General features: G+C 58.4%; 32 protein-coding genes and 1 tRNA gene. 23 read left to right on the top strand and 10 right to left on the bottom strand.

The genetic code is table 11. The annotated features are described in order from the left end of the window. The first annotated feature begins 19 nt into the window (after positions 1-19). From FKV68_RS09525 to FKV68_RS09475, 11 genes are all read left to right on the top strand, one after another. Entirely contained in the window at positions 20-1,474 is a 1,455-nt protein-coding gene (locus FKV68_RS09525) for a TrkH family potassium uptake protein (protein WP_180941237.1), read from the top strand. Positions 1,475-1,563: 89 nt separating this feature from the next. Then, the gene (locus FKV68_RS09520) at positions 1,564-2,151 is read left to right on the top strand and encodes a hypothetical protein (RefSeq protein ID WP_180941236.1); all 588 of its coding nucleotides are present in this window, start codon (positions 1,564-1,566) and stop codon (positions 2,149-2,151) included. A gap of 3 nt (positions 2,152-2,154) precedes the next feature. Beyond that, positions 2,155-2,859 (top strand): HAD family hydrolase, encoded by a 705-nt coding sequence (locus FKV68_RS09515; RefSeq protein WP_180941235.1) that lies wholly within the window; start codon positions 2,155-2,157, stop codon positions 2,857-2,859. 254 nt (positions 2,860-3,113) lie between these two features. Further along, complete coding sequence (locus FKV68_RS09510; RefSeq protein WP_180941234.1) at positions 3,114-4,292, top strand: tyrosine-type recombinase/integrase; 1,179 nt, start codon at positions 3,114-3,116, stop codon at positions 4,290-4,292. 141 nt (positions 4,293-4,433) lie between these two features. Beyond that, positions 4,434-4,739 (top strand): hypothetical protein, encoded by a 306-nt coding sequence (locus FKV68_RS09505; protein WP_180941233.1) that lies wholly within the window; start codon positions 4,434-4,436, stop codon positions 4,737-4,739. Between the two features lie 203 nt (positions 4,740-4,942). Next, complete coding sequence (locus FKV68_RS09500; protein ID WP_180941232.1) at positions 4,943-5,200, top strand: hypothetical protein; 258 nt, start codon at positions 4,943-4,945, stop codon at positions 5,198-5,200. After that, positions 5,197-6,339, top strand: coding sequence for an AAA family ATPase (locus FKV68_RS09495; RefSeq protein ID WP_180941231.1), 1,143 nt, complete (start codon positions 5,197-5,199; stop codon positions 6,337-6,339). The genes FKV68_RS09500 and FKV68_RS09495 overlap by 4 nt, the downstream gene beginning before the upstream one ends. A 287-nt stretch (positions 6,340-6,626) precedes the next feature. Beyond that, entirely contained in the window at positions 6,627-7,382 is a 756-nt protein-coding gene (locus FKV68_RS09490) for a hypothetical protein (protein ID WP_180941230.1), read from the top strand. Beyond that, positions 7,369-8,064, top strand: a complete 696-nt coding sequence (locus FKV68_RS09485; RefSeq protein ID WP_180941229.1) for a phage major capsid protein — start codon at positions 7,369-7,371, stop codon at positions 8,062-8,064. The genes FKV68_RS09490 and FKV68_RS09485 overlap by 14 nt, the downstream gene beginning before the upstream one ends. Positions 8,065-8,097: 33 nt before the next feature. Beyond that, positions 8,098-8,586: a hypothetical protein gene (locus tag FKV68_RS09480; protein ID WP_180941228.1), complete on the top strand. Its 489-nt coding sequence runs from the start codon at positions 8,098-8,100 to the stop codon at positions 8,584-8,586. Between the two features lie 42 nt (positions 8,587-8,628). Then, positions 8,629-8,844 carry a hypothetical protein gene (locus tag FKV68_RS09475; protein ID WP_180941227.1) on the top strand — a complete coding sequence of 72 codons (216 nt, stop codon included), beginning with the start codon at positions 8,629-8,631 and terminating at the stop codon, positions 8,842-8,844. 83 nt (positions 8,845-8,927) lie between these two features. Here the strand turns inward: FKV68_RS09475 and FKV68_RS09470 are convergent, their stop codons facing one another. The 5 genes from FKV68_RS09470 to FKV68_RS09455 form a co-directional block, all read right to left on the bottom strand. Next, entirely contained in the window at positions 8,928-9,827 is a 900-nt protein-coding gene (locus FKV68_RS09470; RefSeq protein WP_180941226.1) for a hypothetical protein, read from the bottom strand. A gap of 55 nt (positions 9,828-9,882) precedes the next feature. Next, positions 9,883-10,860: a DUF2971 domain-containing protein gene (locus tag FKV68_RS09465; protein WP_180941225.1), complete on the bottom strand. Its 978-nt coding sequence runs from the start codon at positions 10,858-10,860 to the stop codon at positions 9,883-9,885. A 148-nt stretch (positions 10,861-11,008) separates the two neighbouring features. Beyond that, a complete protein-coding gene (locus FKV68_RS09460; RefSeq protein WP_180941224.1) occupies positions 11,009-11,215 on the bottom strand; it encodes a helix-turn-helix domain-containing protein in 207 nt (68 codons plus the stop codon). Continuing rightward, positions 11,161-11,331 carry a hypothetical protein gene (locus FKV68_RS33940; RefSeq protein WP_483414537.1) on the bottom strand — a complete coding sequence of 57 codons (171 nt, stop codon included), beginning with the start codon at positions 11,329-11,331 and terminating at the stop codon, positions 11,161-11,163. The genes FKV68_RS09460 and FKV68_RS33940 overlap by 55 nt, the downstream gene beginning before the upstream one ends. 309 nt (positions 11,332-11,640) lie before the next feature. Then, positions 11,641-11,725 (bottom strand) — tRNA-Leu (locus FKV68_RS09455). A gap of 260 nt (positions 11,726-11,985) precedes the next feature. On the opposite strand from FKV68_RS09455, the gene FKV68_RS33630 reads away from it, so the two are divergent. The 3 genes from FKV68_RS33630 (at position 11,986) to FKV68_RS09445 (ending at position 12,951) form a co-directional block, all read left to right on the top strand. Next, positions 11,986-12,225, top strand: a complete 240-nt coding sequence (locus tag FKV68_RS33630) for a hypothetical protein (protein WP_342454694.1) — start codon at positions 11,986-11,988, stop codon at positions 12,223-12,225. Then, positions 12,225-12,398, top strand: coding sequence for a hypothetical protein (locus FKV68_RS09450; RefSeq protein ID WP_180941596.1), 174 nt, complete (start codon positions 12,225-12,227; stop codon positions 12,396-12,398). Before FKV68_RS33630 ends, FKV68_RS09450 begins: the two co-directional genes overlap by 1 nt. 184 nt (positions 12,399-12,582) lie before the next feature. Beyond that, positions 12,583-12,951, top strand: a complete 369-nt coding sequence (locus FKV68_RS09445; protein WP_180941223.1) for a VOC family protein — start codon at positions 12,583-12,585, stop codon at positions 12,949-12,951. Between the two features lie 120 nt (positions 12,952-13,071). Here FKV68_RS09445 and FKV68_RS09440 read toward each other — a convergent pair whose 3' ends face one another. From FKV68_RS09440 to wrbA, 3 genes are all read right to left on the bottom strand, one after another. Next, positions 13,072-13,290, bottom strand: a complete 219-nt coding sequence (locus tag FKV68_RS09440) for a hypothetical protein (RefSeq protein WP_180941222.1) — start codon at positions 13,288-13,290, stop codon at positions 13,072-13,074. Between the two features lie 88 nt (positions 13,291-13,378). Next, the gene (locus tag FKV68_RS09435; RefSeq protein ID WP_180941221.1) at positions 13,379-13,621 is read right to left on the bottom strand and encodes a DUF2188 domain-containing protein; all 243 of its coding nucleotides are present in this window, start codon (positions 13,619-13,621) and stop codon (positions 13,379-13,381) included. A 233-nt stretch (positions 13,622-13,854) separates the two neighbouring features. Beyond that, positions 13,855-14,454, bottom strand: a complete 600-nt coding sequence (wrbA, locus tag FKV68_RS09430; RefSeq protein WP_180941220.1) for an NAD(P)H:quinone oxidoreductase type IV — start codon at positions 14,452-14,454, stop codon at positions 13,855-13,857. A 158-nt stretch (positions 14,455-14,612) separates the two neighbouring features. Here wrbA and FKV68_RS09425 point away from each other — a divergent pair, with 158 nt between their 5' ends. Both FKV68_RS09425 and gpt read left to right on the top strand, forming a co-directional pair. Further along, positions 14,613-15,359, top strand: coding sequence for a competence/damage-inducible protein A (locus FKV68_RS09425; RefSeq protein WP_180941219.1), 747 nt, complete (start codon positions 14,613-14,615; stop codon positions 15,357-15,359). 217 nt (positions 15,360-15,576) lie between these two features. Then, on the top strand, positions 15,577-16,074 hold the full coding sequence (gene gpt, locus FKV68_RS09420; RefSeq protein WP_180941218.1) for a xanthine phosphoribosyltransferase: 498 nt from the start codon (positions 15,577-15,579) through the stop codon (positions 16,072-16,074). A 15-nt stretch (positions 16,075-16,089) separates the two neighbouring features. Here gpt and FKV68_RS09415 read toward each other — a convergent pair whose 3' ends face one another. Beyond that, positions 16,090-17,565 (bottom strand): NAD(P)H-hydrate dehydratase, encoded by a 1,476-nt coding sequence (locus FKV68_RS09415; protein WP_180941217.1) that lies wholly within the window; start codon positions 17,563-17,565, stop codon positions 16,090-16,092. Positions 17,566-18,003: 438 nt separating this feature from the next. Between FKV68_RS09415 and FKV68_RS09410 the strand changes: the two genes are divergently transcribed. The 3 genes from FKV68_RS09410 to hspQ all read left to right on the top strand — a co-directional run bounded on the left by FKV68_RS09410 (position 18,004) and on the right by hspQ (position 20,340). Next, positions 18,004-18,342: a P-II family nitrogen regulator gene (locus tag FKV68_RS09410; protein ID WP_003528058.1), complete on the top strand. Its 339-nt coding sequence runs from the start codon at positions 18,004-18,006 to the stop codon at positions 18,340-18,342. Between the two features lie 87 nt (positions 18,343-18,429). Then, a complete protein-coding gene (glnA, locus tag FKV68_RS09405; protein ID WP_180941216.1) occupies positions 18,430-19,839 on the top strand; it encodes a type I glutamate--ammonia ligase in 1,410 nt (469 codons plus the stop codon). Positions 19,840-20,010: 171 nt separating this feature from the next. Continuing rightward, a complete protein-coding gene (gene hspQ / locus FKV68_RS09400; protein WP_180941215.1) occupies positions 20,011-20,340 on the top strand; it encodes a heat shock protein HspQ in 330 nt (109 codons plus the stop codon). Between the two features lie 204 nt (positions 20,341-20,544). Here hspQ and FKV68_RS09395 read toward each other — a convergent pair whose 3' ends face one another. Next, positions 20,545-21,168 (bottom strand): invasion associated locus B family protein, encoded by a 624-nt coding sequence (locus tag FKV68_RS09395; protein ID WP_180941214.1) that lies wholly within the window; start codon positions 21,166-21,168, stop codon positions 20,545-20,547. Between the two features lie 292 nt (positions 21,169-21,460). Between FKV68_RS09395 and FKV68_RS09390 the strand changes: the two genes are divergently transcribed. The 4 genes from FKV68_RS09390 to FKV68_RS09375 all read left to right on the top strand — a co-directional run bounded on the left by FKV68_RS09390 (position 21,461) and on the right by FKV68_RS09375 (position 24,602). Further along, positions 21,461-21,808, top strand: coding sequence for a DUF7668 domain-containing protein (locus tag FKV68_RS09390; protein WP_180941213.1), 348 nt, complete (start codon positions 21,461-21,463; stop codon positions 21,806-21,808). Positions 21,809-21,824: 16 nt separating this feature from the next. Then, the gene (locus FKV68_RS09385) at positions 21,825-22,019 is read left to right on the top strand and encodes a hypothetical protein (RefSeq protein ID WP_180941212.1); all 195 of its coding nucleotides are present in this window, start codon (positions 21,825-21,827) and stop codon (positions 22,017-22,019) included. A gap of 47 nt (positions 22,020-22,066) precedes the next feature. Then, positions 22,067-23,854 (top strand): extracellular solute-binding protein, encoded by a 1,788-nt coding sequence (locus FKV68_RS09380; RefSeq protein WP_245181214.1) that lies wholly within the window; start codon positions 22,067-22,069, stop codon positions 23,852-23,854. Positions 23,855-23,936: 82 nt separating this feature from the next. After that, complete coding sequence (locus FKV68_RS09375; protein WP_180941210.1) at positions 23,937-24,602, top strand: DsbA family oxidoreductase; 666 nt, start codon at positions 23,937-23,939, stop codon at positions 24,600-24,602. The last annotated feature ends 72 nt before the right edge of the window (positions 24,603-24,674 follow it).

The raw sequence follows: 24,674 nt of genomic DNA, 5'->3' as shown, positions 1-24,674 counted from the left end.
GTTTCCGGGAAATCGAAGCTTGAATGCAACCCTGTTCCGGCACGCTGTCCACATCGCGGCGATCCTCGGCCTCTACCTTTCTGGCGCGATGTTGGTCCCGGCGCTTGTCGACCTCTACTACGGACATGCGGACTGGCAGATCTTCGCAGTAACGGCCTTCCTGACCGGCGGCCTTTCGGCGGCGACCTTCATGGCGACACGCGCGGGACCTCCGCCGTTCTCGAAAAAATTCGGCTTCCTTCTGGTCAACCTGCTCTGGCTCGTCTTTTCCGTCGTCGGTGCAATCCCGCTCTGGCTCTCCTCGCTCGACATTGACTTCGCGCAAGCGCTGTTCGAGTCCGTTTCCGCGGTAACGACGACCGGTTCGACCGTCATTGTCGGGCTCGACAACGCACCGCCCGGCCTTCTGGTATGGCGCTCGCTCCTTTGCTGGCTCGGCGGCATCGGCATCGTCGTTCTCGGCCTCTTCGTCATCCCCTACCTGCGGGTCGGCGGCATGTCCTTCTTCAAGATGGAATCCTCCGACACGAGCGACAAGCCATTCGCACGCATCGCAAGCTTCAGCCGCGCCTTCCTCACCGTGTATCTCACGATCACACTGCTCTGTGCGATCGGCTACAACATCACCGGCATGAACCGTTTCGACGCGATCAACCACGCGATGTCGACCGTCGCGACCGGCGGCTTTTCAACCCACGACGCGTCATTTGCCTATTTCGGCAGCATTCCGCTGCTGTGGACCGGCACCTTCTTCATGACGCTCTGTAGCCTCCCCTTCTCGATCCTGATCGTGCTCGTCGTCCGTGGACGCCTCGACGCGCTGCGCGACCCGCAAATCAGCGTCTTTCTCGGCTACCTCACTGTGTTTTCGGTGGCGGTGGCCGTCTACCACCGGTTGGCGAACGGCGTCGAATTTCATCTCGCGCTGGCGCACTCCTTCTTCAACATCAGTTCAATCCTGTCGACCAGCGGCTATGCAAGCGAAGACTATAGTCTATGGGGACCTTTCGTCGTCATGACCGCGTTCATCGCCACCTTCATGGGGGGTTGCTCCGGCTCGACCGCCGGCGGCATCAAGGCCTATCGATTCGTCGTGCTCTTCAACGCGATCCGCTCCGGATTGAACAAACTCGTCTATCCCAATGCGATCTATGCGGTGCGCTACGGCAGCAACACCGTCGATGGGGATACGCAGCGCGCAATCTTCCTGTTCTTCATAACCTATATTCTCCTTTGGGTTTTCGGGAGCCTGGTGATGGGAGCGCTCGGCTATGATCTGGTCACGGCAGTCTCGGCCGTCATTACCTGCCTTTCCAATGTCGGTCCCGGGCTTGGCAGCATTGTCGGTCCCGCCGGCAACTTCTCGACGCTCGAAGACCCGGAACTCTATCTTTTGTCGCTGATGATGCTGCTCGGACGCCTCGAGGTCCTGACCGTTCTCGTCATCCTGACCCCGATCTTCTGGAAACACTGAGCGCCTCGATTGGTCTCGACTTGGCAATGCCTTGACTTGCCTTGCAAATACCGAAAGTCTTGAGGCAATGGGCACAGGGGAGGAACTCGATGCCGAAACACCTGCTCTTGCTTGCAACAGTAAGCGCGATGGTAGCGACGACCGACGCGGCGGCGCTGGCCGGTCCGCTTTCTGATGCCGCCACGAAAGCGGAACAGCAGGCGACCTCTGGCGACGTGGCGGGCGCGCGGGAGACGCTGCGCCAGGCAGTGAGCGACTTTTCCCAGACCCTTCCCTTCGCGATCGGCAAAGCGGTCTTCGTTACGGCCGAACCGGCGGGTTACGCGATGTACGAGCCCAAAACCGACCCGATTTTCAAGACCGGAGAAGCAATCGTATCCTACGTAGAGCCGGTGGGGCTCACCTGGAAGGAAGCGAGCGTCAAGGGCAAGATCCAGACACGTTTCACGGTGGATTTCGATATCCTCAACCCAAAGGGCGAAATCCTCGCCAGCCAGAAGGCATTCGGCGATTTCACCTTCACCGGTTACCTGCGCAATCAGGAAATCTACTCGACGCTGACAATCGACGTGACCGGCGCGCCGGCCGGCGACTACGTGCTGCGCTTCCATTTCAATGATATCAACAGCGGCAAGAGCGCAACTGTCGACCAGCCATTCAAGATCGCCGCGCAATAGGTCATGCCGAACAGGATTACGACAATCGGTTTCGATGCCGACGATACGCTGTGGCAGAACGAACAGTTCTATCGCCTCACCGAACAGCGTTTCGTCGATTTGCTGAAAGACCACACCGACGCGAATGAATTGCCCGCGCGATTGCTCGCGGCCGAAAAGCGCAATCTCGGCCTCTATGGCTTCGGCATCAAGGGCTTCACCCTGTCGATGATCGAGACGGCGCTCGAGGTAAGCGGTGGCAGCCTGCCGCCGTCCGTGATCGCCGAAATTCTCGCCGCCGGACGGGAAATGCTTGGCCATCCGGTCGAACCGCTGCCGAACGTCCAGGAGACACTCGAGGCCCTCGCCGGTCGCTTTCGCCTCGTCATGATCACCAAGGGAGATCTCTTCGATCAGGAGCGAAAGCTCGCCGCCTCCGGTCTCGGCGACTTCTTCGCCGCCATCGAGATCGTGAGCGACAAGACCATGTCCACCTATGAGCGGATATTCTCGCAACACGGCGACGGACCGTCGAGGAGCCTCATGGTCGGCAATTCATTGAAATCGGACATCGTCCCTGCGCTCGCGGCAGGCAGTTGGGGCGTCTACGTCCCGCACACCCTCACCTGGTCCTTCGAACATCACGAGAAACCGGAAGGTCACCCGCGCTTTCGCGAAATTGCCGACCTCAGTCAGCTTGAAACGCTATTGCGCAATATTGGCGGATGATTGATAGGCCGGCCGCGCAAGGGGGCCTTGGTGCGGACGACGGGGATCGAACCCGTACGGTGTTAACCGAGGGATTTTAAGTCAAAAATCCCTCGTTCTGGCTTGTTATATCTCATTACGCTAAATTATCTTGAAAGCATTGATTTCCAGCGTGTTGAACGGTATTAGCTGTATCAACTTGGTATGAGATGGAACAGAAAGTCCCTGCGCGTCCCGTACCCTAATCCGTACCCTAGCCGACCGAGGGATTTTTCATGAGCAAGCAATATCACATCACCGAAAATTTCGTTGAGCGGAAGGTTCACGGCCTCATGGACGGCGCGACGGAAAAGCTGTTCAGGGACTCGAAAACGACCGGCTTTGCCCTTCGTGCAAGGAAAGGCGCCAAGGGTCTCGCCCTCACCTACTTCGCGATCTATGACGACGGCCGGAAGATGTCGATTGGCGCTCATGGTGTCTTCACCGCCGACACGGCGCGGGCCGAAGCGCAACGCATCTTGCAGACGGCGGCCGGCGGCGACGATCCGAAGTCGCTTCGGGCTGAAAAGAAATCGGCACCGACAATCGAACAGCTTTGGGAGCTGTTCGAGACCGAGCATCTGGCACTCAAGGAACCGTCAACGCGCAAGGACTATGCCGGCCGCTATCGCCGCATCATCCTGCCGACCTTCAAGGGCCGCAAGGTGAAGGATATCACCCGCGCCGAGATTGCGGCGATGAAGCTGAAATTCAAGCACAAGAAGACCGACCTGAACCGGGCCTTGGCGGTTCTGTCGAAGATGTTTTCGCATGCGATGCTGCACGACATTCGCACCGACAATCCTTGCGCCAAGCTGCCGCGCTTCACCGAGACCGTGAACGATACATGGCTTGACGAAACACAGTTGCCGGCCTTCATCGCGGCGTTGATGACGCGCACCGGCCCGGTTGCCGACCTGATCAAGTTTATTACCGTTTCCGGCTGGCGGATTTCGGCGGCGCGGCTCCTCCGGTGGGATCAAGTCAATCTGAAACGCATGGAAGTAAGACTCGGCGACAAGGCGACGAAGATCACCGCCACGGCGCTTTCCAGCGACGGCGCGACGATCATCGCGGCGCAAGCGCATAAGGTTGGTTTTGTGTTTAGTAATTCAACCGGGCGGATGCCGGTGAGCTACAAAGACGTGCTGGCGATGCTGGAGGAAATCTGCAAGGAAGCCGAAATTCCACGCATCGGCCCGCACCGGCTTCGGGCGACGATTGCCACACACAGCGCCATCGACGGCGCCAACGTCGCCGAGCTGATGCAAGCCTATGGCTGGAAGACCCCGGCAATGGCGATGCGTTACGTGAAAAAATCCGAAAGTTTGGCCCGCAAGGGAGTCGAGCGCGGCGCCAACGTCATCAATCTGTTCGGCAAGGAAAATGCTGAAATCGTTAAGATAAAGCACTGATATATTGTCCCGCGGGCAATATTTACCGCGTTCTTTGGTATAATATTGTCCTGCGGGCAATATCTTTTTGTGTGTTCTTGTATTGTTTCTCTTCTTGCTAGTGTGATAGCTTCTGCGCTGTTCTATTGAGGAACACGCGCCATGACTGAGACAGCAGAACTATTCAACCGCCGCGCGGCCTATTTTGCTGAACAGGGGTTTTCCGGCGGCGATGTCTTCGACAAGCTGGCGGCCGATCCCGCCTTGCCGCTCATGCTCACCATCTACGATATTGCCGCCATTGAAGGCATCGGCCCCGATGCCATCCGCGCCCGGCGCCGTCGTGGCAAGGGGCCGTCTTGGTATCGCGAGGGCAACGTGCTGCGCACTTATGCGACACGAGTATTGCCGCTATCTTCGCGACCGATATGTGAAGCCTGGCCCGGTGATCGCCGCCGAGTGAAGTGAAGACCTTTAGCCACGGCAAGATCGCCAAGATTAACCAAGCGGCCGGCAAGGCCCGCACAAAACCCCGGCTTGATGGAGAGAACCAAAAAGCCGTCGCCTTGATGAGGCGACGGCCGGGAAACCACACGATATTGTCTTGAGGACACGATTCTGCGGTTTCCCGGCCTCCTCGTCAAGGCGACTTGGCAGGAGAGACTCCGACAATGGATCACAATCGTTCTTTCGCTTTACCGTTCGGCTATCGCGTGACGTTCAAGCTCGACGGCAATCACCTCGAATGCGGATGGGAACCGGATTTCCCGGATGCGATTCGGCAACCACGCGCCCGGCGCCGTTTCCTTGCCGCCTATCGCGAGGCCCGCGCCGATTTCTTGAGCGATGTCGCCACCGTTGCGGGCATCCGTCTTGCGGTGATCGATGTTGACGGCGTTGCCGTTGTCGAGCCGGGAACACGGCAATGAGGCACGATCCGAACGACGGGGGAAATGGTGGAGGCGGGCAGACCCGAAAACCGCCGCTCCTGCCGCTCGTCAAGGCAAGCGAATTTGCCTATGGCGAACCGCCGCCGCTCGAATACGTGGACGGCCACGGCCTGTTTCTGCAAAACGACGTCAACTATCTGACCGGCGCCGGGGCCGTCGGCAAAAGTCTCCTCATGCTGCAGCTCGCTTGCGCCGTCGCGCTTTCCCCTCGGGATTACCCGGAAAGCTTTTGGCTCGGACGTCCCGTCAATTTGCGCGGCCCGGTGCTCTATCTCACCACCGAGGACGATCAAGACGAATGCTGGCGACGCATCCGCGATATCGCCGCATCCGAGATTTTCGAAATTCGCAGGCTCTACCGGCTGCAAATCGCCGATCTCGTTATGCACGACAAGGTGCTGTTTCAAGGCCGCAATGCCGTCAAAAAGACGCCGCTGTTCGACACGCTACAAAACACCGTCGACGCAATCACCCCGGTGCTTGTCATCATCGACAACCGAGCGCAGACCGCCGAGGTGCAGGAACTCGACCGTTCGGCCGCGACCAAGATCGGCGGGTATCTTCGCCGTCTCGCCAAGGGATGGGGGACGACGGTGATCTTGCTTGCGCATCCGTCGCTTTCCGGCATGCGCGACAAGACCGGCAACTCTGGTTCCACCGGCTGGCTGAACTCCATCCGCAATCAGATCGACATGTGCCGCCCGGACGATACCGAAGGGCCGGATGATGACGGCCGGCGGCAGCTCGTCAACAGGAAGTCGAACTATGGCCCGTTGGGCCGCGTCGTGAACCTCAAATGGGAACTCGGCTGCTATCGCTGCACCGACAAGCCCAAGCGGGCCGGCGCCGATATCGGGCAAGCGGACAGGGCCGAACGGGTGTTCCTGGCCTTGCTCTCGCTGCATACCGGACGCGGCATCAATGTTTCCGCCAATCCAAAGGCACAGAACTATGGGCCGAGGGTTTTTGGCGGCCATCCGAAGCGGGAGGGAACGACGCCGAAGATGTTGGCGGCGGCAATGGAAGCGCTGTTCGACAAAGGCAAAATCCGGGCCGTCCGCTACGGTGCGCCATCGGACGATACATGGCGGTTAGAGGTTGTAAATTGCAACTTCTAGTCCCTCGCTCCACGCTAATTTTTCGGCCTCTCCATGCAAACGGGTTTCGGCAATGAAAACAACGACATGCAAACTCTCTCCACTACCCCCTATATCTTTGATATAGAAGGGGCGCTTTCAAGCGCGCCCCTTTTCGAAGATCGAGGATGAAGCGAAAGCGGTTGCATCGGAGGCACAGGAAGGGAAGGCAATGAACGCGGCGCAAAGTCAAATTGCTTGTGGGTAAATCGCCCCACCCCTGAAATGGGACTCCCGCGCTCACCCGGCCTCAAGTTAGCTTTCGCCCTGTGATCGAAGAACTCAGCGCAATCGCGGATAAGATGGAACGTTTGCTGCCGCTATTCGAGGATGGCGGCAACATGTTCGGCCGGATTCTGCCAACGAACCATGCCGCAACGTTCAAGGCACTGGCACTAGAGGCAAAGGGGATACTGGCCGATGAGCTTGGAGGGATCAACGATTACTCGATAAGTCTTATAACCACCGCCAACCTTGGCCTTAGCGGGATGTTTGATGATGGCCCGTCCTATGCATCGGTGCAGGAGGCGGCGCAAATTGTTCGGGCCGGCGCACGTGCGATAGAGCGTAAGAGGATCAAGGCGCCGTTGTCGCAAGCCACTCCTGCCAAACCGTACGTTGACCCTTCCCGGATCGTCGCGCTTCAATCTCTCGGCAATGGGCCGTGGGACTTTGCCCGGCTTGTGGAGCTATGCCGTGAACTGAATGTTGCCGCCGCCAATCGGTGTCACCTGTCAACCGCAATGCTTCTCCGCACGATATTGAACCATGTTCCTCCTGTGTTTGGTCTCGGCACCTTCGCGGAGGTGGCGAACAACCATGGAGGCAAGTCCCTCAAGGCTTCGCTTGAACGTCTCCAAGGCTCGCTTCGCAATATTGCAGACATGCATCTGCATTTACCGATCAGACCACGTGAAGATGTGCCGACCGCTGTTCAGGTGGATTTCTCGACCGATCTCGATGTGCTGCTTGGTGAAATCATTCGCCTCAGCCGGGGGCGTACCGGGGGGGATGGTCCGAAATAACCGCGGTTGCGTTGGGGTCCGGGCGGGGCAGTCGAACGGAGTCGTCCGGGCGACGTTGCGGCCTTATGCGGTCAAGCTGATTTCGACGTTCACCGAGGATTTGGCCGAACGTTCGCAGCCGTCGATTGAAGCCCTGCTTCGCAAGGTGCTCGGCGACGCGGTCGGTACTTGTCTCGACGAAACCTTTTTCGGCGATCAGGCGGCAACGGCGGTTGCCCCGGCCGGCATCCTTGCCGGGGTGACAGTGACGCCGCCTGGAACGAGCTTCGCCGAGGATGCAAAAGCGCTTGTCGCGGCGCTTACCACCGTCGCCGATCCGGTCTTCGTCGTCAGTCCGGCGACACGCGCGGGCCTTGCGGCCGGCGGCGGTCTCCTCGGCTTCGACTATCCCGTTTTTGCCTCGTCCTCCGTCCCGGATACGCGCATGATCGCGGTCGATGCCGATGCGCTGGCGACGGGCTTCGGTGGCGAACCGACGTTTTCGGTTTCGAGGGAAGCAACGCTCGTCGAACAGACGCAAGACACGGTCGGGCCGATCTCGACACCGGGAACGCCGAACGTTGTCGCCGCCCCGACGCGATCCTTGTGGCAAACCGACAGCGCCGCGCTGAAAGCGGCCTTGCCGGTGAGCTGGTACGCGCGATCAGGCGGTGCCGCCTTTGTCGAACCGCTCGGATGGTGACTAAACGGAGTGTGTCCACTCAGGGAGGCGGCCATGCAGTATCACGAGATGACCCCCGACGAATTCGAACAGGCACTTGAAGGCTATTCGCCGGACGCGCAACGGATGATGCGCCGCGACAGGCGAGCCGGACTTGAGGCCGCCCGGCGGCAAGCCGAGGAGGTCCGGCGACAAGCGGCGGAAGATGCAATGGCGGCAAACGCCAACGTCCCGGCGCCCCGCCGTTCCGCGTCGCAAGCCGGTCTTAGGCGGTTCGGCGAATTCGTCGGCGCCCGCTTCGCCGAGGAACGCAGCAATTTAGCTGCCGAATTTGATAAGCTCACGAAGCATGCGGGTGAGCGTTTCCGCGAGGAACGCGACCGCATGCACCGCGATTTCGCCGATCTGGAGCAACGGCTTATCACACGCGTCGAGCGCGTCGAGGCCCGGCTTGAAACCGATGTCGCCTTGCGCGCCGAGGTCCAGCGGCTCAAGGGCGAAATCGAACGGCTCAAGGGCGCCGGCTTGCGCGCGGTGAAGTAAACAGGCGAGCTTGCCAGTTGTAACCCTCGTCAGGGGGCCAAGATGAAAAACCGGATTGACACCCTTCCCGACGCTTTCGCGCGCCATCGCCATGCCTTTAACGGCGGCGGTGTTTTCATCCTTGCCGTCACGCCGGACGGGTGGGGCTTCCGCTGCTATCCGGTGGAATCGGGGCTTGAGGCCGAAGAATTGAGCCGCGCCGACATGATCGCCGCGTTGATGGAGCTTTATAGCCCGGCGGCATTTCGGGCGCTTTGATTGTGCCGTGCATACAGCAGCCTTGGATTTTCCGATGAGCTTGGGCCGGACCGCCTCGGGGAAGTTCGGGCGGGGATAGACGCCTACCCTCTAAACTGGTGGGCATCTGCAAGAAAACCTTCCAGCCAAGGAACTTCGTGGTATCGAAACTCAAGAAATTCTTGTCGGACAAAGGATTCGGCCAAAACTGGTTTTTGGCTACGATAGAAAAGCTGATCTTTAGAATATATTTGGACGAGATCGTTAAAGGATAAAACTTCTTGTTTTGTCAGCCTAATGGTCATTAATTTCGGCTGCGTGGAATATCGCGTCGGCTTTGTATAAATTACAGTCATAACGGGTGTTATCGGCGTGACCGTCTTTTGGTGGCCGATAGAATGTTCGTGGGCCATATTTGTATAAAACCCATCACCAAATATGAATTCGCACTCGTCGCTGTACGCGATAATATATTTTCCTCCACTGAAGTTGGGGCCGATCAAATCAAATTTGTGCGCTAGATTCATATTAATTAGGTTTTTGCTCACCTCTGGCTCAGAAAACCCCATCCGGCTCCTGTAGTACTCTGTCGTCAATGCAATCGTGTTGCGATGTCGCGGGCTACGCACGATTAGGGAAGCGAGTGTTAGCCCAATCTCCCGGAGAAATTCTTCCGAAACCGCATGAGCTTCAAGCCTGTCTTTGATCGATTCCGTGTCGTTTGATGGCTTGGCTTCAAATGCCAGCAACTCGGTTGTTAGATATGGGAGTCGAGAGTCAACAGCATCAAATTTCGATTCAAATGAATAGGACCACGGGCCACCCAGCTTTATTGCATGCCCATTGGTAATGCCGCCAAACTTCGCCGGCGGCGATCTGAGTTCAGTACCCTGCGGGGTGATACGCGTGACACAATCATCATCACCGACCCAGAAGCCCGAAAGGCCCTTCGGCCACCAGTGATGCAAGCCGGTTTTGATCATTCCGATATTGGCCTCGGACAAGGAATTCAGCCTGATAGGATCATGCTCCGGTCCGTCACCGGAGCTTCAAGCAAAACTAGGTCCGAAGCGGAATGTTTGAGTAGGAAACCTTCGTCTCCGCATCCTTTACCCCTGCTTTTTCAAGTTCAATCACAATGGCGTCCTTTACTGGCATAGGAAACTCAGTTGGGCCGATAATAACGTGCTCAAGTAGGTCGGGTATTGAGATGCCGGTCATCCCGCTTTCGAGATGATCTTTCAAGGGTATCTTAAATACGGGCTGGGGAACGCCATTGATAATTTCGACCTCCCGTAAAAGCGCGCCTTGCTCATCCAGTCCCTGAGTGTGCATTATTCGCCACTCCTTTTCCTCATGGAAGCCGGGGTGTTTCGTGCACATAGCGATTCCACGCAGCAACATACAGAAATAGCCTTTGACTTCGTCAGCACCTTTGGATGCCAGTAAATCCTTGTTCGCCGTGACATTTGAGGCAATTTCAAAAAACGTATCCCTAAGTTCTACATCACCAAAATAGTAAACAGGACTACTGAAAGCCCCAAACGTTTGACTCAAACTGTATAGAGGCAGAGGATTTATAATTAAGCCGACGCCGACCTGACTAGCAGTATAAGACCTCCACATGGACAAACGTCCATATTCATTTTCCGATGGATGATGTTCGGAGAGGCACGTGACATAAGTCTTGTTTCGAAGCGCGAACAACCAGCCATTGAACCAGTCGATACAGTCTTTGGATATTTCCGGGAAAATCGCGTCAAGTGCCGCCGCGACGGCGCGAAGCCCTCGTTCGGATTCGGAGTCTACCGGCGGCTCGAACGAACGCCGCATCAACTGGAAGCCATGCTCGACCTCCATGTAGTCGTTCATGCAAAGAACGTTGCGCATCCAGACCGCGCTGTTCCGGATGATCGAGACGGCGGCCGCCGCCGACGTGTAGTGGATCAGGCGCCGGTTAAGCTGGAAAAGCTCATCGCGCCGTTTCGCTTCATGAGGGGCGAAGATATCGCTAAGTTCAAGAGCTTTCTGTAGCAAACTAGGATACTCCGAATCACGTGCAACTTGTGCGATTGTACAAGAACAGTTGCACGATGACTTCGCACAAAGGGTGAGTTTTTGCAGCTTTCCCCCAACTGGATGCGCCCGCACCGTTCAATGGATTGGGAAGGTTTCGCGATCTCGGCTAAGAGTGCTTGCCGCAGTAGCAGCGAAAGAGCCGGTCAAGCTTTGCCCGTGTCTGATCAAGCACCTTGCGGCCGAGCATGATGTTGCGCAATTGGCTTCTGGATACGCCGATCATTTCGGCGATCTCTTTGCGTTGCCGGCCGGTGGCGATCAGCTCCGCCAGCTTGCCGGCCTCGGCGCCGTTGGGCATCCTCTCGCTTGCCATAGCCTTTCCACCTCCCGGCCGATCCTGTAGCTCGGTTGCGAAGAAAGCCCCGTTTCCAGTCGCCAGACGGTGACGCGGGAGATATGCAGCTCACGGGCGATGGCGCCCGGCGTCATGCCCTCGGTGCGCAGACCGGCAATCATTCCTTCGAAATCTGGTTCATCGGGCGGGGTTTGAGGCATGCGGAAAATATACCGGCCATATGCTCGAAATGAGCAAATCACGCAAAGGGCGCCGAATCATCCAAATGCGCTAAGTCCGGTTCAGGCGCCCCGGCCTCGGAAAGAGGCGAAAAAGAAGTTATCACCGGCCGAGGGATTAAGAAATATTTTTCTCCCTTGGGTGTACCCTAATCCGTACCCTAGAAATTTTCGAGCTTTCGCAAGAAATCTCTAATGTTGCAGTTTTATGTAATGATTTCAATATGGTGCGGACGACGGGGGTCGAACCCGTACGGCCAAGGCCGAGGGATTTTAAGTCCCTTGCGTCTACCAGTTTCGCCACGTCCGCCTGCGGCCTAGATCAAACACTTAGGAGATTCAGTCAAGGGAATGTTTTGCGGCTCATTTCCGTCCGTTCCACAGCCTCCGGTTCTGCAGTCTGTTCGGTAATCGAGACCACTCCGTAGCGCCCGGCCGAATGACGCGTCCTCGTCTCGAGCGAAAAATTATATGAACCCCTGATTCGCCAGGGGTTCAATCGCTGCCCGTTGCTGGCAAGCTAGGCTGCCTCGAAATTTTGTCCTTGCATTGATGACAGAGGGTACTGGCGTGCGTCCACTGCAAGCGTCATCTGATGTGCCTTTGCTTCCCGAAGACTTGAGCGCGCTTCAGCGTGTTTTCGATCGCCTCTGCGACGAGCACCGATGGCCGCGCGACAGCGCGCCTGCGCGAAGGTACGCCAGAATGCTGATCGAGGCCTATCAGGCCGGAACCACCAACGAGCGCCATCTTCTCATGGCCGGTCGCTTGTTCGTGAGCAGGTCGCGCGAGGCAAGGAGTTTCGTGTGATGACGGATGTCCGGCTCAACCGTGATGAAGTGGACGAAAAGCGCCGTCGCATCGATGCGATGAAGGAAGCCTTTGCCAGCGCCATAGCTGCGCGCCAGGCCGAATTGCACGCGCAGAAAGCGCTCCGTCGGCGCTCGGTCTGGAAGGCCCTCCTCCTCGGGAAGAAATCCTGAATGGCCAGGAGCCGTAGAGCCTTTCTCAAAGATTCAAAGTTTTGCGAGCCTTTTCTCGCAAACGAGGTGAGCGGTCTAATACGCGAATCGATCCGCCCGAATCACTGTGGTACAGCCCGGAATGCTGACAGAAATTGACAGCATCGGCTCCTATGATCCTGCTATCGGAAAAAAGGAGACAACCGTGCTCAAGCCCAACCTCATCCTCTTGTACGTTCAGGATCCTGCGGAAAGCTCTGCATTTTATTCGCGCCTGCTTGGCCGCCAACCGTCGGCATCGTTTCCCACCTATGTCGCGTTCGAGTTTGACGGCAGCCTCAGTTTGGGGCTGTGGTCGATGAGTGCTGAGAACTTCCACACGTCCGGGGAAGGCAACCGCACCGAACTCGCTTTCATGGTGGAGAACGATGCCGCCGTCGAACGGCTTTACGACGCTTGGCGGCAAGAGGGCGTGACCATAGACCAGGAACTGATGACGGCAGTCTTCGGCCGTACATTCGTCGCTCTCGATCCCGACGGCCACCGGCTCAGGGTCTGTACACGGGACGATTGAAGGCCGGAGGCGCCGCAGCCGCGCAGAAAACGTCCCGTCATTCGCTCGGCAGGAATGGCGGGATAACGGGCTTGCGCGAGGCGAGACATCAACATCTCGCGGTGAGATTCCTGCCCGGTTTCAGTGATAATAAAAACAATCGCAGTCGGCCTTGTAGGCGTCTTCTCCGCGCCAGACTCTGACCGCCAGTTTCGACGATTTTCCGTTATCGTCCAACCGCAACCCAAGCAGCGACACCGCCGCTGCCTTCGGATTGGGTGCGTCGACTTCGATAACCGATCCGACCTGATGAACGCCCAACCGGGCGGTCCAGGTGAAGATTTGAACGCTATAATGCATTGGAAATCCTCCGTGGCGTTGTCACCGCGTGCGGGGATGGCGTCGTCAGGGGCAATACGCTCGCACCCAACTGCCCCTTCAAGCGTCTTCAGCCATCCTCGACGGTTGCTTCAGGTCGATCTCCCCCATCGGCGTGTTCGAAATGCCAATTTCCCTTCTCATCCTGGAAGCTGATTTCCTCGTCGTCGCCGCCGACTTGTTGTTCCGCCGCTGCGGCCTTTGCGGCCGCTATTGCCATCTCGCGACTGGGAAAGGACTCTGAATACGCGTCGGCTGCCTTGTAGGCCCAGCCTCCGTCGTGTGGAACGATCGAGTACGTGATCCGCGCCATTCTTCACTCCCCTGGATTTCCCGGGACAGTCCATGCCCCGGCAGACCGTCGCCGCACGGTCCTGCTGCTCCTCCTTATGGATGGCATTTACATGCCGAACGGCGGTGATGTTAGCACAGAATGACGTTGCTAGGCCACTTTTGCGATGATCCTCGCCACCTTTCGAAGCCTTCACGGAAGCTCAAAGGCGCAGTCCTCATTGGACCGCGCCAAGAGTGCCTGCAACGGCGGTATCAGGACGCGAGTTTTGCGGCAATCTTCGCGACATGCGCGCCCTGGTAACGGGCGGCTTCGAGCTCTACCTGTGAGGGCTGGCGCGAACCGTCGCCGCCAGTAATGGTCGAGGCGCCATAGGGAGATCCGCCCTTGATTTCGTCCAGTCCCATCTGTCCCTCGAATGCATAGGGAAGACCAACGACCACCATGCCGAGATGCATTAACGTGGGGATCAGGCCGAGGATCGTCGATTCCTGGCCGCCGTGCTGGGTTGCCGACGAAGTGAAGGCGGAGCCCACCTTGCCGACGAGCTTGCCCTGAGCCCAAAGACTGCCGGTCTGATCGATGAAGTTGCGCAACTGCAACGCCACGGTCCCGTAGCGCGTACCCGAACCGAAGATGATCGCGTCATAGTCCGCCAGTTCATTGACGGTCGCAATCGGCGCCACCTGATCTATCTTGTAATGGGAGGCTTTTGCCACGTCCTCCGGTACGAGCTCGGGGACACGCTTCACGACAACGTCTGCGCCGGTCGATTTGGCGCCTTCTGCGACGGCGTAAGCCATCCGTTCGATATGCCCGTAGGCCGAATAGTAGAGAACCAGTATCTTAGCCATCATGATACTCCTGTTAGGCAATTCCACTTGATCGTCACCTGACTCAAGTTTTATCAAATGGCATATCGTCGCCAGAGCGTGGGTGGTCGACAGACTGTCAAGCTTTCTTCAACAGCGATGAGATCGACCGGGCGGTCGCCAACAATTCAGGAGCACCAATGACCACTGCAAGGATCGTCACCGCAGCCATGCTTGCCATTGGCGATGAGCTTCTGTCCGGCCGAACGAAGGACAAGAATATCGGCCATCTGGCGGAGATGCTGACAATGGTCGGCATCGATCTGCGTGAGGTTCGCATCGTGGCGGATGACGAGCAGGCAATTGTGGGGGCGGTCAACGCCTTGCGAGGCCGTTATGACCATGTCTTCACATCAGGCGGCATCGGACCGACGCATGATGACATCACCGCCGATGCGATCTCCAGGGCATTCGGAGTCGAGTGCGTCCACGATCCCGACGCGATGGCATTGCTTGGCGCCATGTATGAACGCCGTGGCATGGAGTTTACCGACGCGCGCAGACGGATGGCCCGCATGCCGGTCGGTGCTACTCATATCTCCAATCCCGTGTCCACTGCGCCCGGCTTCAGGATCGCCAACGTCTATGTCATGGCCGGCGTGCCGCAGGTCTTTCAGGCGATGCTCGACAGCTTGCTGCCCAGCCTGCAGACGGGGACACCGGTGCTTTCACGCACCGTGCGTTCGCCCTATGGCGAAGGCGAAATTGGCGGACTGTTGACAGAAGTCCAGAAGAAACATCCGGAGACGAGCATCGGCTCCTATCCCAAGTTCGACGGCAAGAACTTCTCGACAGATATCGTCATCCGCGCTCGCGACGCTGCCGTGCTCGCTGCGGCGGAAGTCGATGTCATAGCAATGATCGAGACAATTGCCGGTTCCCGCTGACCATCATCCATGCGCGGCCCGGCGCTTGACAAGCGAACGAGCGCAGGGGGGCCAAGCGATGGATGGACAAGCCTTGCGTTCCGGCCTTGCCGCCCCTTGCGTTCCAGGCTTCATTTTCAGTATTGCATATCCAAATCGTGACGAAGCGCGTTGCGCGACCTCCTGGTCCGCCGCGGCGCTTCGCAGCTTGTATTCGACTTGAAGCCGGAGCCCGCCTATGTCTCTTCCAGATAAAGCCTTTCCAGTATCCTGGGATCAGTTCCACCGCGATGCCCGCGCGCTCGCGTGGCGGCTGGCCGACAACGGACAGGCATGGCGTGCGATGGTCTGCATCACCCGCGGAGGGCTCGTTCCGGCTGCAATCATCTGCCGTGAACTCAATATCCGCATGATCGAGACCGTCTGCATTGCCTCCTATCACGACTACGACTCGCAGGGCCAAATGAAGGTCCTCAAGGGCATTTCGCCCGAGATCGCCAAGGACGGCGGCGAAGGCGTGCTGATCGTCGATGACCTGACGGATACCGGCAAGACAGCCGCCGAGGTGCGCGCTATGCTGCCGAAAGCCCATTTCGCAGCCGTCTATGCGAAGCCGAAAGGACGCCCGCTCGTCGACACTTTCGTGACGGAAGTCAGCCAGGATACCTGGATCTATTTCCCCTGGGACATGGGCTTCACCTACCAGGAACCGATCGCCAAGGGCACGCGCGGCTGAGCTCCACGGTGCCGGTCATGGAAGCGGCGGGATGCACTCGATGAGCGTCTCCGCCGTCATGCCGCGACCTGCGCGCGTCCCGGCTTCCCCGTGACGCCAGACCGCCGCGGCGGCGGCCTCGAAGGCCGGCATGCCCTGCGCCAGGTGGGCGCCGACAATGCCGGCAAGAACATCGCCCGATCCCGCCGTCGCAAGCGATGGCGGAGCATTGGCGTTGACGACGGCGCGGCCCGACGGAGCGGCGACGACCGTGTCGGGTCCCTTGTAAACGATGACCGCGTGGCTCAGCCTCGCGGCAGCTTGCGCCTTTTCGATCTTGGATAGCGCGGCGTCCGCGGCGATCTCGGGGAAAAGTCGCGCGAACTCGCCCTCATGCGGGGTCATTACCAACCGCCCCTCGCCGCGGGCCGCTCGTTCGAAGAGGTCTGTCCGGTCTTTCTCGAAAGACGTCATTCCATCGGCGTCGAGGACCAGCGCCCGATCGCACAGCATCAGGGCGAAGTCCCTCGCCTGCTTGCCGACGCCGAAGCCCGGCCCCAGCACGAACGCGTTCACCCGCTTGTCCTTGAGCCAAGCCGCAAGCTCTTCCGTGCCCTGAATTTCCCTGAGCATAACCGCCGTAAGGTGGGACGCATTGACCGCAAGCGCTTCTGCCGGTGACGCCAGCGTCACCAGACCGGCACCTGCCGCAAGGCCGGCGGTTGCCGACAGGCGCGCCGCACCAGTCGAGAGTGATCCGCCCGAAAGCACACTCAGGTGGCCCCGTCGGTACTTGTGCGTGGCCGGATCAAGAGCACTTGCGTGCAACCCCCATGCCGCTGGTGTGTTGAGCCGCAACTCACCGGTTCTCTCGCTGACCAGCCGAGCCGGGATGCCGATGTCGAACACCTCCAGCGTGCCGCAACGCACGCGCCCGGGCATCAGCAGGTGACCAGGTTTGCGTGCCATGAATGTGACGGTGTGCGCAGCCGTGAAGCTCGCGCCGCGGATCTCTCCCGTGCGCCCGTCGACACCCGAGGGCAGATCAACGGCGATTACCGGTATCCGGCGCTCGCTCACCCGCGCAATGGTTGCTTGCGCCTGTTCCGGCAGGTCGCGGGTAAGCCCCGCCCCGAACAAGGCATCGATGACGACGTCGCCAAGATTAGGTTCGTAGGCGGCAAGCGGCAGCACTGCCAGTGGACATGCGCCTAGCGCTCGTGCCGCATCGCCTTTTACCGTCCCCGGATTCCCGAGCGCGAACACGGCCACGTCGGCACCTCCGTCCGCAAGTGCCGAAGCTGCGACATAGCCATCGCCGCCGTTGTTGCCCGGCCCGCAAAGCACAACGAAACGAAGCGCTTGCGGAAAGAGCCGCAAGGCGGCTGCCGACACCGCCATTCCGGCTGAACGCATCAGCGCAAAACTATCGACGCCCGAAGCGGCGGCCGCATTATCGATCGCCGTCATTTCGGCCGGTGTCACCAGAACGTCTCGGAGCGCATCAAGCATGAACCAGATCTAACCGCGCCGAGCGCATCAAGGCAAGAAGGCGCATGCCACCACACATGATGAGCATTTTTTATGCATTTGCACAGTAATAGTGCTCAAATAACGTGCTTTTGGAGCCCGTCGCAGCAATGTCGCCAACATCGAATGATCAAATTTCATAAAAAATAGGCAGAATGGCCCGGGGGGCGCAGCGCAATCTCGCCTACAGCGCCGCGCGCCTTATCGGGCGCGCAAGGGGCGCTGTAGCCACCTTGAATTGCTGCATGTCTTTGTCCTTAAATCGAGGTCGATTTTAGGAGACATGCGGTAGGCCGATGAAGCTGTGAAAATTCACCATCCGGGGTTTCATTCTGCGACAAAACTGGCACGTTACGTGCATATTGGACGCCGAGCGGGCATGAACCTGCTTTAAAGGGAGAAGCGGAGAGATATTTTCTCATGAAAAAGATCGAAGCGATCATAAAACCCTTCAAGCTGGACGAAGTGAAGGAAGCCCTTCAGGAAGTCGGCTTGCAGGGGATCACCGTCACGGAAGCAAAGGGCTTCGGGCGACAGAAGGGACACACGGAGCTTTACCGAGGCGCCGAATATGTCGTGGACTTCCTGCCGAAGGTAAAGGTCGAAGTTGTGCTGGCAGACGAAAACGCAGAGGCCGTCATCGAGGCCATTCGCAATGCAGCGCAAACCGGCCGTATCGGTGATGGAAAGATTTTCGTGTCCAATGTGGAGGAAGTCATCCGAATCCGCACCGGCGAAACAGGCCTCGACGCCATCTAATCACCTAATCACGCCTTCAAATCCCGAGGGGCCGTCCGGCCCCGATTTTTTCAAACCTCGTCATCTCAAAACAGGGACTTACAAAAAATGACGACTGCGAGTGAAGTTCTGAAGCAAATCAAGGACAACGACGTCAAGTTCGTCGACCTGCGCTTCACAGACCCGAAGGGCAAGCTGCAGCACGTGACGATGGATATCGTCTGCGTCGATGAAGACATGTTCGCCGATGGCGTGATGTTCGACGGCTCCTCGATTTCCGGCTGGAAGGCCATCAACGAGTCCGACATGGTGCTGATGCCTGATCCGGAAACGGCTCACATGGACCCGTTCTTCGCCCAGTCGACCATGGTCATCCTCTGCGACATTCTCGATCCGGTTTCGGGCGAGGCTTACAATCGCGACCCGCGCGGCACGGCGAAGAAGGCGGAAGCCTATCTCAAGGCCTCCGGCATCGGCGACACGGTCTTCGTTGGTCCGGAAGCGGAGTTCTTTGTGTTCGACGACGTGAAGTACAAGGCCGACCCGTACAATACTGGCTTCAAGCTTGATTCTTCCGAACTGCCGTCCAACGACGATACCGATTACGAAACCGGTAACCTCGGCCACCGTCCGCGCATCAAGGGCGGTTACTTCCCGGTACCGCCGATCGACAGCTGCCAGGACATGCGCTCCGAAATGCTGACCGTGCTTACCGAAATGGGCGTCACGGTTGAAAAGCATCACCACGAAGTGGCCGCTGCCCAGCACGAGCTTGGCGTCAAGTTCGATGCGCTTGTTCGCAACGCCGACAAAATGCAGATCTACAAATACGTCGTGCACCAGGTTGCCAATGCCTACGGCAAGACCGCGACCTTCATGCCGAAGCCGGTCTTCGGCGACAACGGTTCCGGCATGCACGTCCACCTCTCGATCTGGAAGGACGGCAAGCCGACCTTCGCCGGCGACGAGTACGCCGGACTTTCGGAAACCTGCCTCTATTTCATCGGCGGCATCATCAAGCACGCCAAGGCCCTCAACGCCTTCACCAACCCCTCGACGAACTCCTACAAGCGTCTCGTCCCGGGCTATGAAGCACCGGTTCTGCTCGCCTATTCGGCCCGCAACCGCTCGGCTTCCTGCCGCATTCCGTTCGGCACCAACCCGAAGGCAAAGCGCGTCGAAGTCCGCTTCCCCGACCCGAGCGCGAACCCGTATCTTGCATTCGCGGCCATGCTGATGGCCGGCCTCGACGGCATCAAGAACAAGCTTCATCCGGGCAAGGCGATGGACAAGGACCTCTACGACCTGCCTCCGAAGGAACTGAAGAAAATCCCGACCGTTTGCGGCAGCCTGCGCGAAGCACTTGAAAGCCTCGACAAGGATCGCAAGTTCCTGACGGCCGGCGGCGTCTTCGACGACGACCAGATCGACTCGTTCATCGAATTGAAGATGCAGGAAGTCATGCGCTTCGAAATGACGCCGCATCCGGTCGAATACGACATGTACTATTCGGTCTAAAGAAAATGGACCGGTCGGCACGTCCGGTCCGCTTACGACGATGAAAAAGGGCGGGCCTCATTCGAAGCCCGCCTTTTTCATGAGCAATGCCCTCAAGAATGGTTGACCGCAGACCTATTGATGTTCGGCACGCGGCAACCCAGATTATTGTCTGAAAGGATGTGTTGCGTCATGAAACAAAGAAACGCGAAATTTGAGATCGGACAGGTGGTTCGCCACCGGGTCTTCCCGTTCCGCGGCGTCATCTTCGACGTCGATCCGGAATATGCCAACACGGAGGAATGGTGGAATGCCATCCCGCCGGAAATTCGGCCGAGCAAGGACCAGCCCTTCTATCATCTCTTCGCCGAGAATGACGACACCGAATACGTCGCGTATGTTTCCGAACAGAACCTCGTTTCCGACGAAAGTGATAGACCGATCCGCCACCCACAGGTGAGCGCCTTGTTCAAGAAGGAAACCGTCGGACATTACAAGCCGAAGGCGACCTATCAGCACTGATAAGGGATCGGGGGCCCTGCCTGATCGCCCACTGAGACGCTCCGGCACTCCGGTGCCGGAGCGTCTTGTTGCGCGACCAACAGAGGCAGGAGCAGTCCATGATGCCGGCGCAAGCTTCGCCCACCCAAGGAATCGGACGATGGGTCTCCGACAAAAAAACGCCCGGCAAATACCGGGCGTTTTTTGATCCAGGAATGACCGCGATTATTGCTGCTTGGCGGCCTTCTGAGCCTCTTCCAGCTTCTTGCGGGCGTCTTCCGCCTTCTTCTGCATTTCTTCCTGCAACAGGCGCTGGCGCTCCTCCAACTGCGACTGCTCGATCGGCTCACCGTCAAAGACGCCGGTGAAACCTTCCAGGGTCATCTTGATCGGGTTCGGGGCGCGCTGGAAGTTGACCGAAGTAAAGACGACTTCATTGCCCTTCTTCAGGTTGGCGATCAGCGCATCGGAAAGCGGTGCTTCGGCAACACACTTGTCGGGCATGCAGATCGCATAGTCGAGCTTGACGCCCTTGGCACCATCGATCTGCATCTGAACGCCCGGCGGAATCATGCGAGCAGAAGGTACGGAAACCTGCAGGACCTTGCGGTTGATCTTGCCGGAGACGGTGATGAGGCCGACCGCCGTGATGAGCTGACCATTATTGGCGGTGAGCAGGTTCTGAACGATGCAGACGTCGTTGTCTTCCTGCTTGGTGCAAACCTTGAACCAACCCTGCGGCGGCTTGCCTGCCTGCGCGAAAGCAGCGCCTGGCGCGCCGGCGGCTGCAACAGAGAGCGCCAGCGCTGCCATCGCCGCGCGATTGGTGAAGTTCGACTTGAAGATCATTGTGATTCCGTCTCCTGAAATCCGGTTCCGGAACAAACTGTTCCGATGGTGAATATCGTCAGCCGCCGTTGTCCTGTTGGCCAAATGAGGCATTTGAATGGCCCCGTTTCCGGAAACACCTGTTACATTGGCTCGTGGCGTTTATCCAGTGTTTCGTTGCATTTTTGCAGCCGCCGAAGCTGGAAATACCCAGGCTTCAGGGTCTATCAGGATTGACCTGATCAAGAATCGCGGTCGCCGATTCCTGATATCCAAGGGAGATTCCTGAACGCGCATATCGGGGGACAAGATGATGAGCACATCGGACCGTCGAGTCGTTGCGCTTCTCAGGCAAGTAGTTGCCTGGCTTGTCGCTCGAGATTTCGTTGCTGTTGAGGCTCGCTCAAGAGGTGTTCAACTATCTGCTGAGCTGATGCGACAAGCTGTCGAGGAGTACGGCCGGACGCTGGTCATGCCTCCTGATGAAGCATTCTTGGACATTGATGCCATCGCTGCAGCAAATTCCGACGGGCGAATTTGGTCCATTAGGTTCGACCTCTGGACGCAGGAAGAAGGGCGATCCGATCTATCGCTCGAATGCAACGTTGTCATCGACAATGGCACGCTTGATATAGAAGTCGACAACATCCACGCCCTGTAGTCGCAGGAAAAAAGAGATGGCTAATGGCCTGAAAAAATTCTTCAGGGCGGGCGACGGCGCGATCAGGCTGCACGGCTGCGCCAACAGGCGACGCATGCCGAGCGCGCTGATGGACGCCGTCGAAAACCGTCCCACACTTTTCCCTGGTCAGACTCCGCGAAGGTTGGAAATGTGTGCCCGCATTGGTAACGTGGCGGGAATCGGCCTGTAGAAATCCCTCGGGAGGTGAAGTTGCGCGCAGTTCTTTCCGGTCTTGCCATGCTTGTGGCCGCCAGCACATTCGGCAACGAAGCCCTGGCCGCGCCGGTGCATGCCATTTCCATGCACGGCGAGCCTGCCCTGCCCGCCGATTTCAAGAACTTCCCTTACGTCAACCCTAACGTGAAGAAGGGTGGAAAGATTGCGTACGGCGTCGTCGGCACGTTCGACAGCCTCAACCCCTTCATCCTGAAGAGCATGCGGACAACCGCCCGAGGGATGTGGGATCCGGCCTTCGGCAACCTCGTCTATGAATCGCTGATGCAGCGCTCCCAGGACGAGCCGTTCACAATGTACGGACTGCTTGCCGAAACTGTCGAATGGGACGACGATCGCACCTTCATCCAATTCAACCTGAACCCCAAGGCGCGCTGGGCCGACGGCCAGCCCGTGACTGCCGAAGACGTCATTTTCACTTTCGAGTTGATGCGCGACAAGGGGCGCGCGCCCTTCAGCAACCGCCTCTCCAAGGTCTCGAAGATGGAGAAGGTCGGCGACCGCAGCGTCCGCTTTACCTTCAACGAGGATGTCGACCGCGAATTCCCGCTGCTGCTCGCGCTTTCACCAGTATTGCCGAAACATGCGATCAACGTCGAAACATTCGACAAGACCACGCTCGAGCCGCCGCTCGGCTCTGGCCCATATCGTGTTGCCGAGGTAAAGACAGGCGAACGCATCGTCTACCGCCGGAATCCCGACTACTGGGGCAAGGACCTGCCCTCCAAGATCGGCTTCGATAATTACGACGAGATCTCCGTCGAGTATTTCCTCCAGGAGAACTCGCTTTTTGAGGCCTTCAAGAAGGGCGAGGTTGATGTCTACCCGGAAGGTAGCGCAACCAAATGGGCACGTGGCTATGATTTTCCGGCGGTGCGCTCGGGCGACGTGATCAAGGACAGTTTCACGCCGAGGACCCCCTCCGGCATGCTCGGTTTCGTCTTCAACACGCGCAGGCCGATGTTCGACAACATAAAGCTGCGCCAGGGTCTGGCTCTCGTTTTCGACTTCGAATGGGTGAACAAGAACCTTTTCGACAGTGCCTACACGCGAACCCAGAGCTACTGGCAGAACTCGTCCCTTTCCTTCCTCGGTGCCGCCGCAGACGACCGTGAGCTTGGCCTCATGGGCGAGGTCAGAGAGAGGATCAATCCAACCATTCTCGATGGGACCTACCGGCTGCCGGTCACCGATGGGTCCGGCCGTGATCGCAACGTGCTGCGGGAGGCGGTGACGCTGCTTCGTGAAGCCGGCTACGCCATCAAGGACGGCAAGATGGTCGACGGCAAGGGCACGCCGCTTGCCTTCGAAATCATGAGCCAGAACGCGGGGCAGGAAAAGATCGCGCTGGCCTACCAGCGGTTCCTCGCTCCGCTTGGAATCGTCGCGACCGTGCGCACGGTCGACGATTCCCAATACCAGCAGCGCAGCCAATCCTTCGACTACGACGTGATCATAAAATCCTATCCCTCTTCGCTGTCTCCAGGGACCGAGCAGATATCGTACTGGGGATCGGTGTCGCGCGACCGGCAAGGCAGCTCCAACTTCGCCGGCGTTGCCGACAAGGATGTGGACAAGCTGATCAACAATATGTTGCAAGCGCGGACGACCGAGGACTTCACAGCCGCAGTCCGCTCGCATGACCGGCTGCTGGTGTCCAACGCCTATGTGGTGCCGCTCTACCATCTCGACGCCCAATGGGTCGCCCGATGGAAGCATATCGGGCGCCCGGCCACGGTTCCGCTCTACGGTTACCAGCTACCGACCTGGTGGGACGAGCGCGCACAGTAATCAGGCTCCCTTTTGCTAACGCATTGAAAGCCTCGCCTATCGGCCTATGTCGAAGATTTACTAAGCAAGAAAGGCTGGAGCGATGGAAACCGTCAAAATCGATATCGTCTCGGACGTTGTCTGTCCGTGGTGTTACCTCGGAAAGAGTCGCCTCGACCAGGCGGTTGCCAATGTCGCAGGAGACGTCCATGTCACGGTCCAATGGCGCCCCTACCAGCTCAACCCGGACCTGCCGGCAGAAGGCGTCGATCATAAACGGCACCTTGCAGCAAAACTCGGCGGCCAGGACGCGGTCGACAAAGCCCACAAAACGCTCGAAGGACTCGGTCGGGAAGATGGCATCGATTTCAACTTCGAGGCCGTGAAGATCAGCCCCAACACGCTCGACGCCCATCGACTGATTCGCTGGGCAGCAACCAATGGCGAGGAAGCCCAGGCGGAGGTCGTGCGCCTGCTGTTCAAGGCCAATTTTGAAGAAGGCCGAAATGTGGGGGACCACGCAGTGCTTCAGGAGATTGCCGAGCGGGCAGGCCTCGACGGCCCCGTCATCGCCGCCCTTTTGACCTCCGACGCGGATAAGGATGCAGTGAAACAAGAGATCGACATCGCCCGCGAGATGGGCGTCAGTGGCGTCCCCTGCTTCATCATCGACCAGCAATATGCGGTGATGGGCGCCCAGTCGGTCGATGTGCTGACGAATGCGTTGCGGGAGATCGCGCAAATGAAAGCCAGCGGCCCCACACAATAGAAGGTCTGCGGTTTTGCGGCCGCGTCCAGCTCAACTTATCAAGATGCCGCCGCCCAATCCGGGCGGCATCTT

The organism is Sinorhizobium mexicanum, from assembly GCF_013488225.1.
Lineage (GTDB): Bacteria > Pseudomonadota > Alphaproteobacteria > Rhizobiales > Rhizobiaceae > Sinorhizobium > Sinorhizobium mexicanum.
The sequence above is the reverse complement of the archived record's forward strand: the minus strand, read 5'-3'. Positions and strand labels throughout refer to the sequence as shown.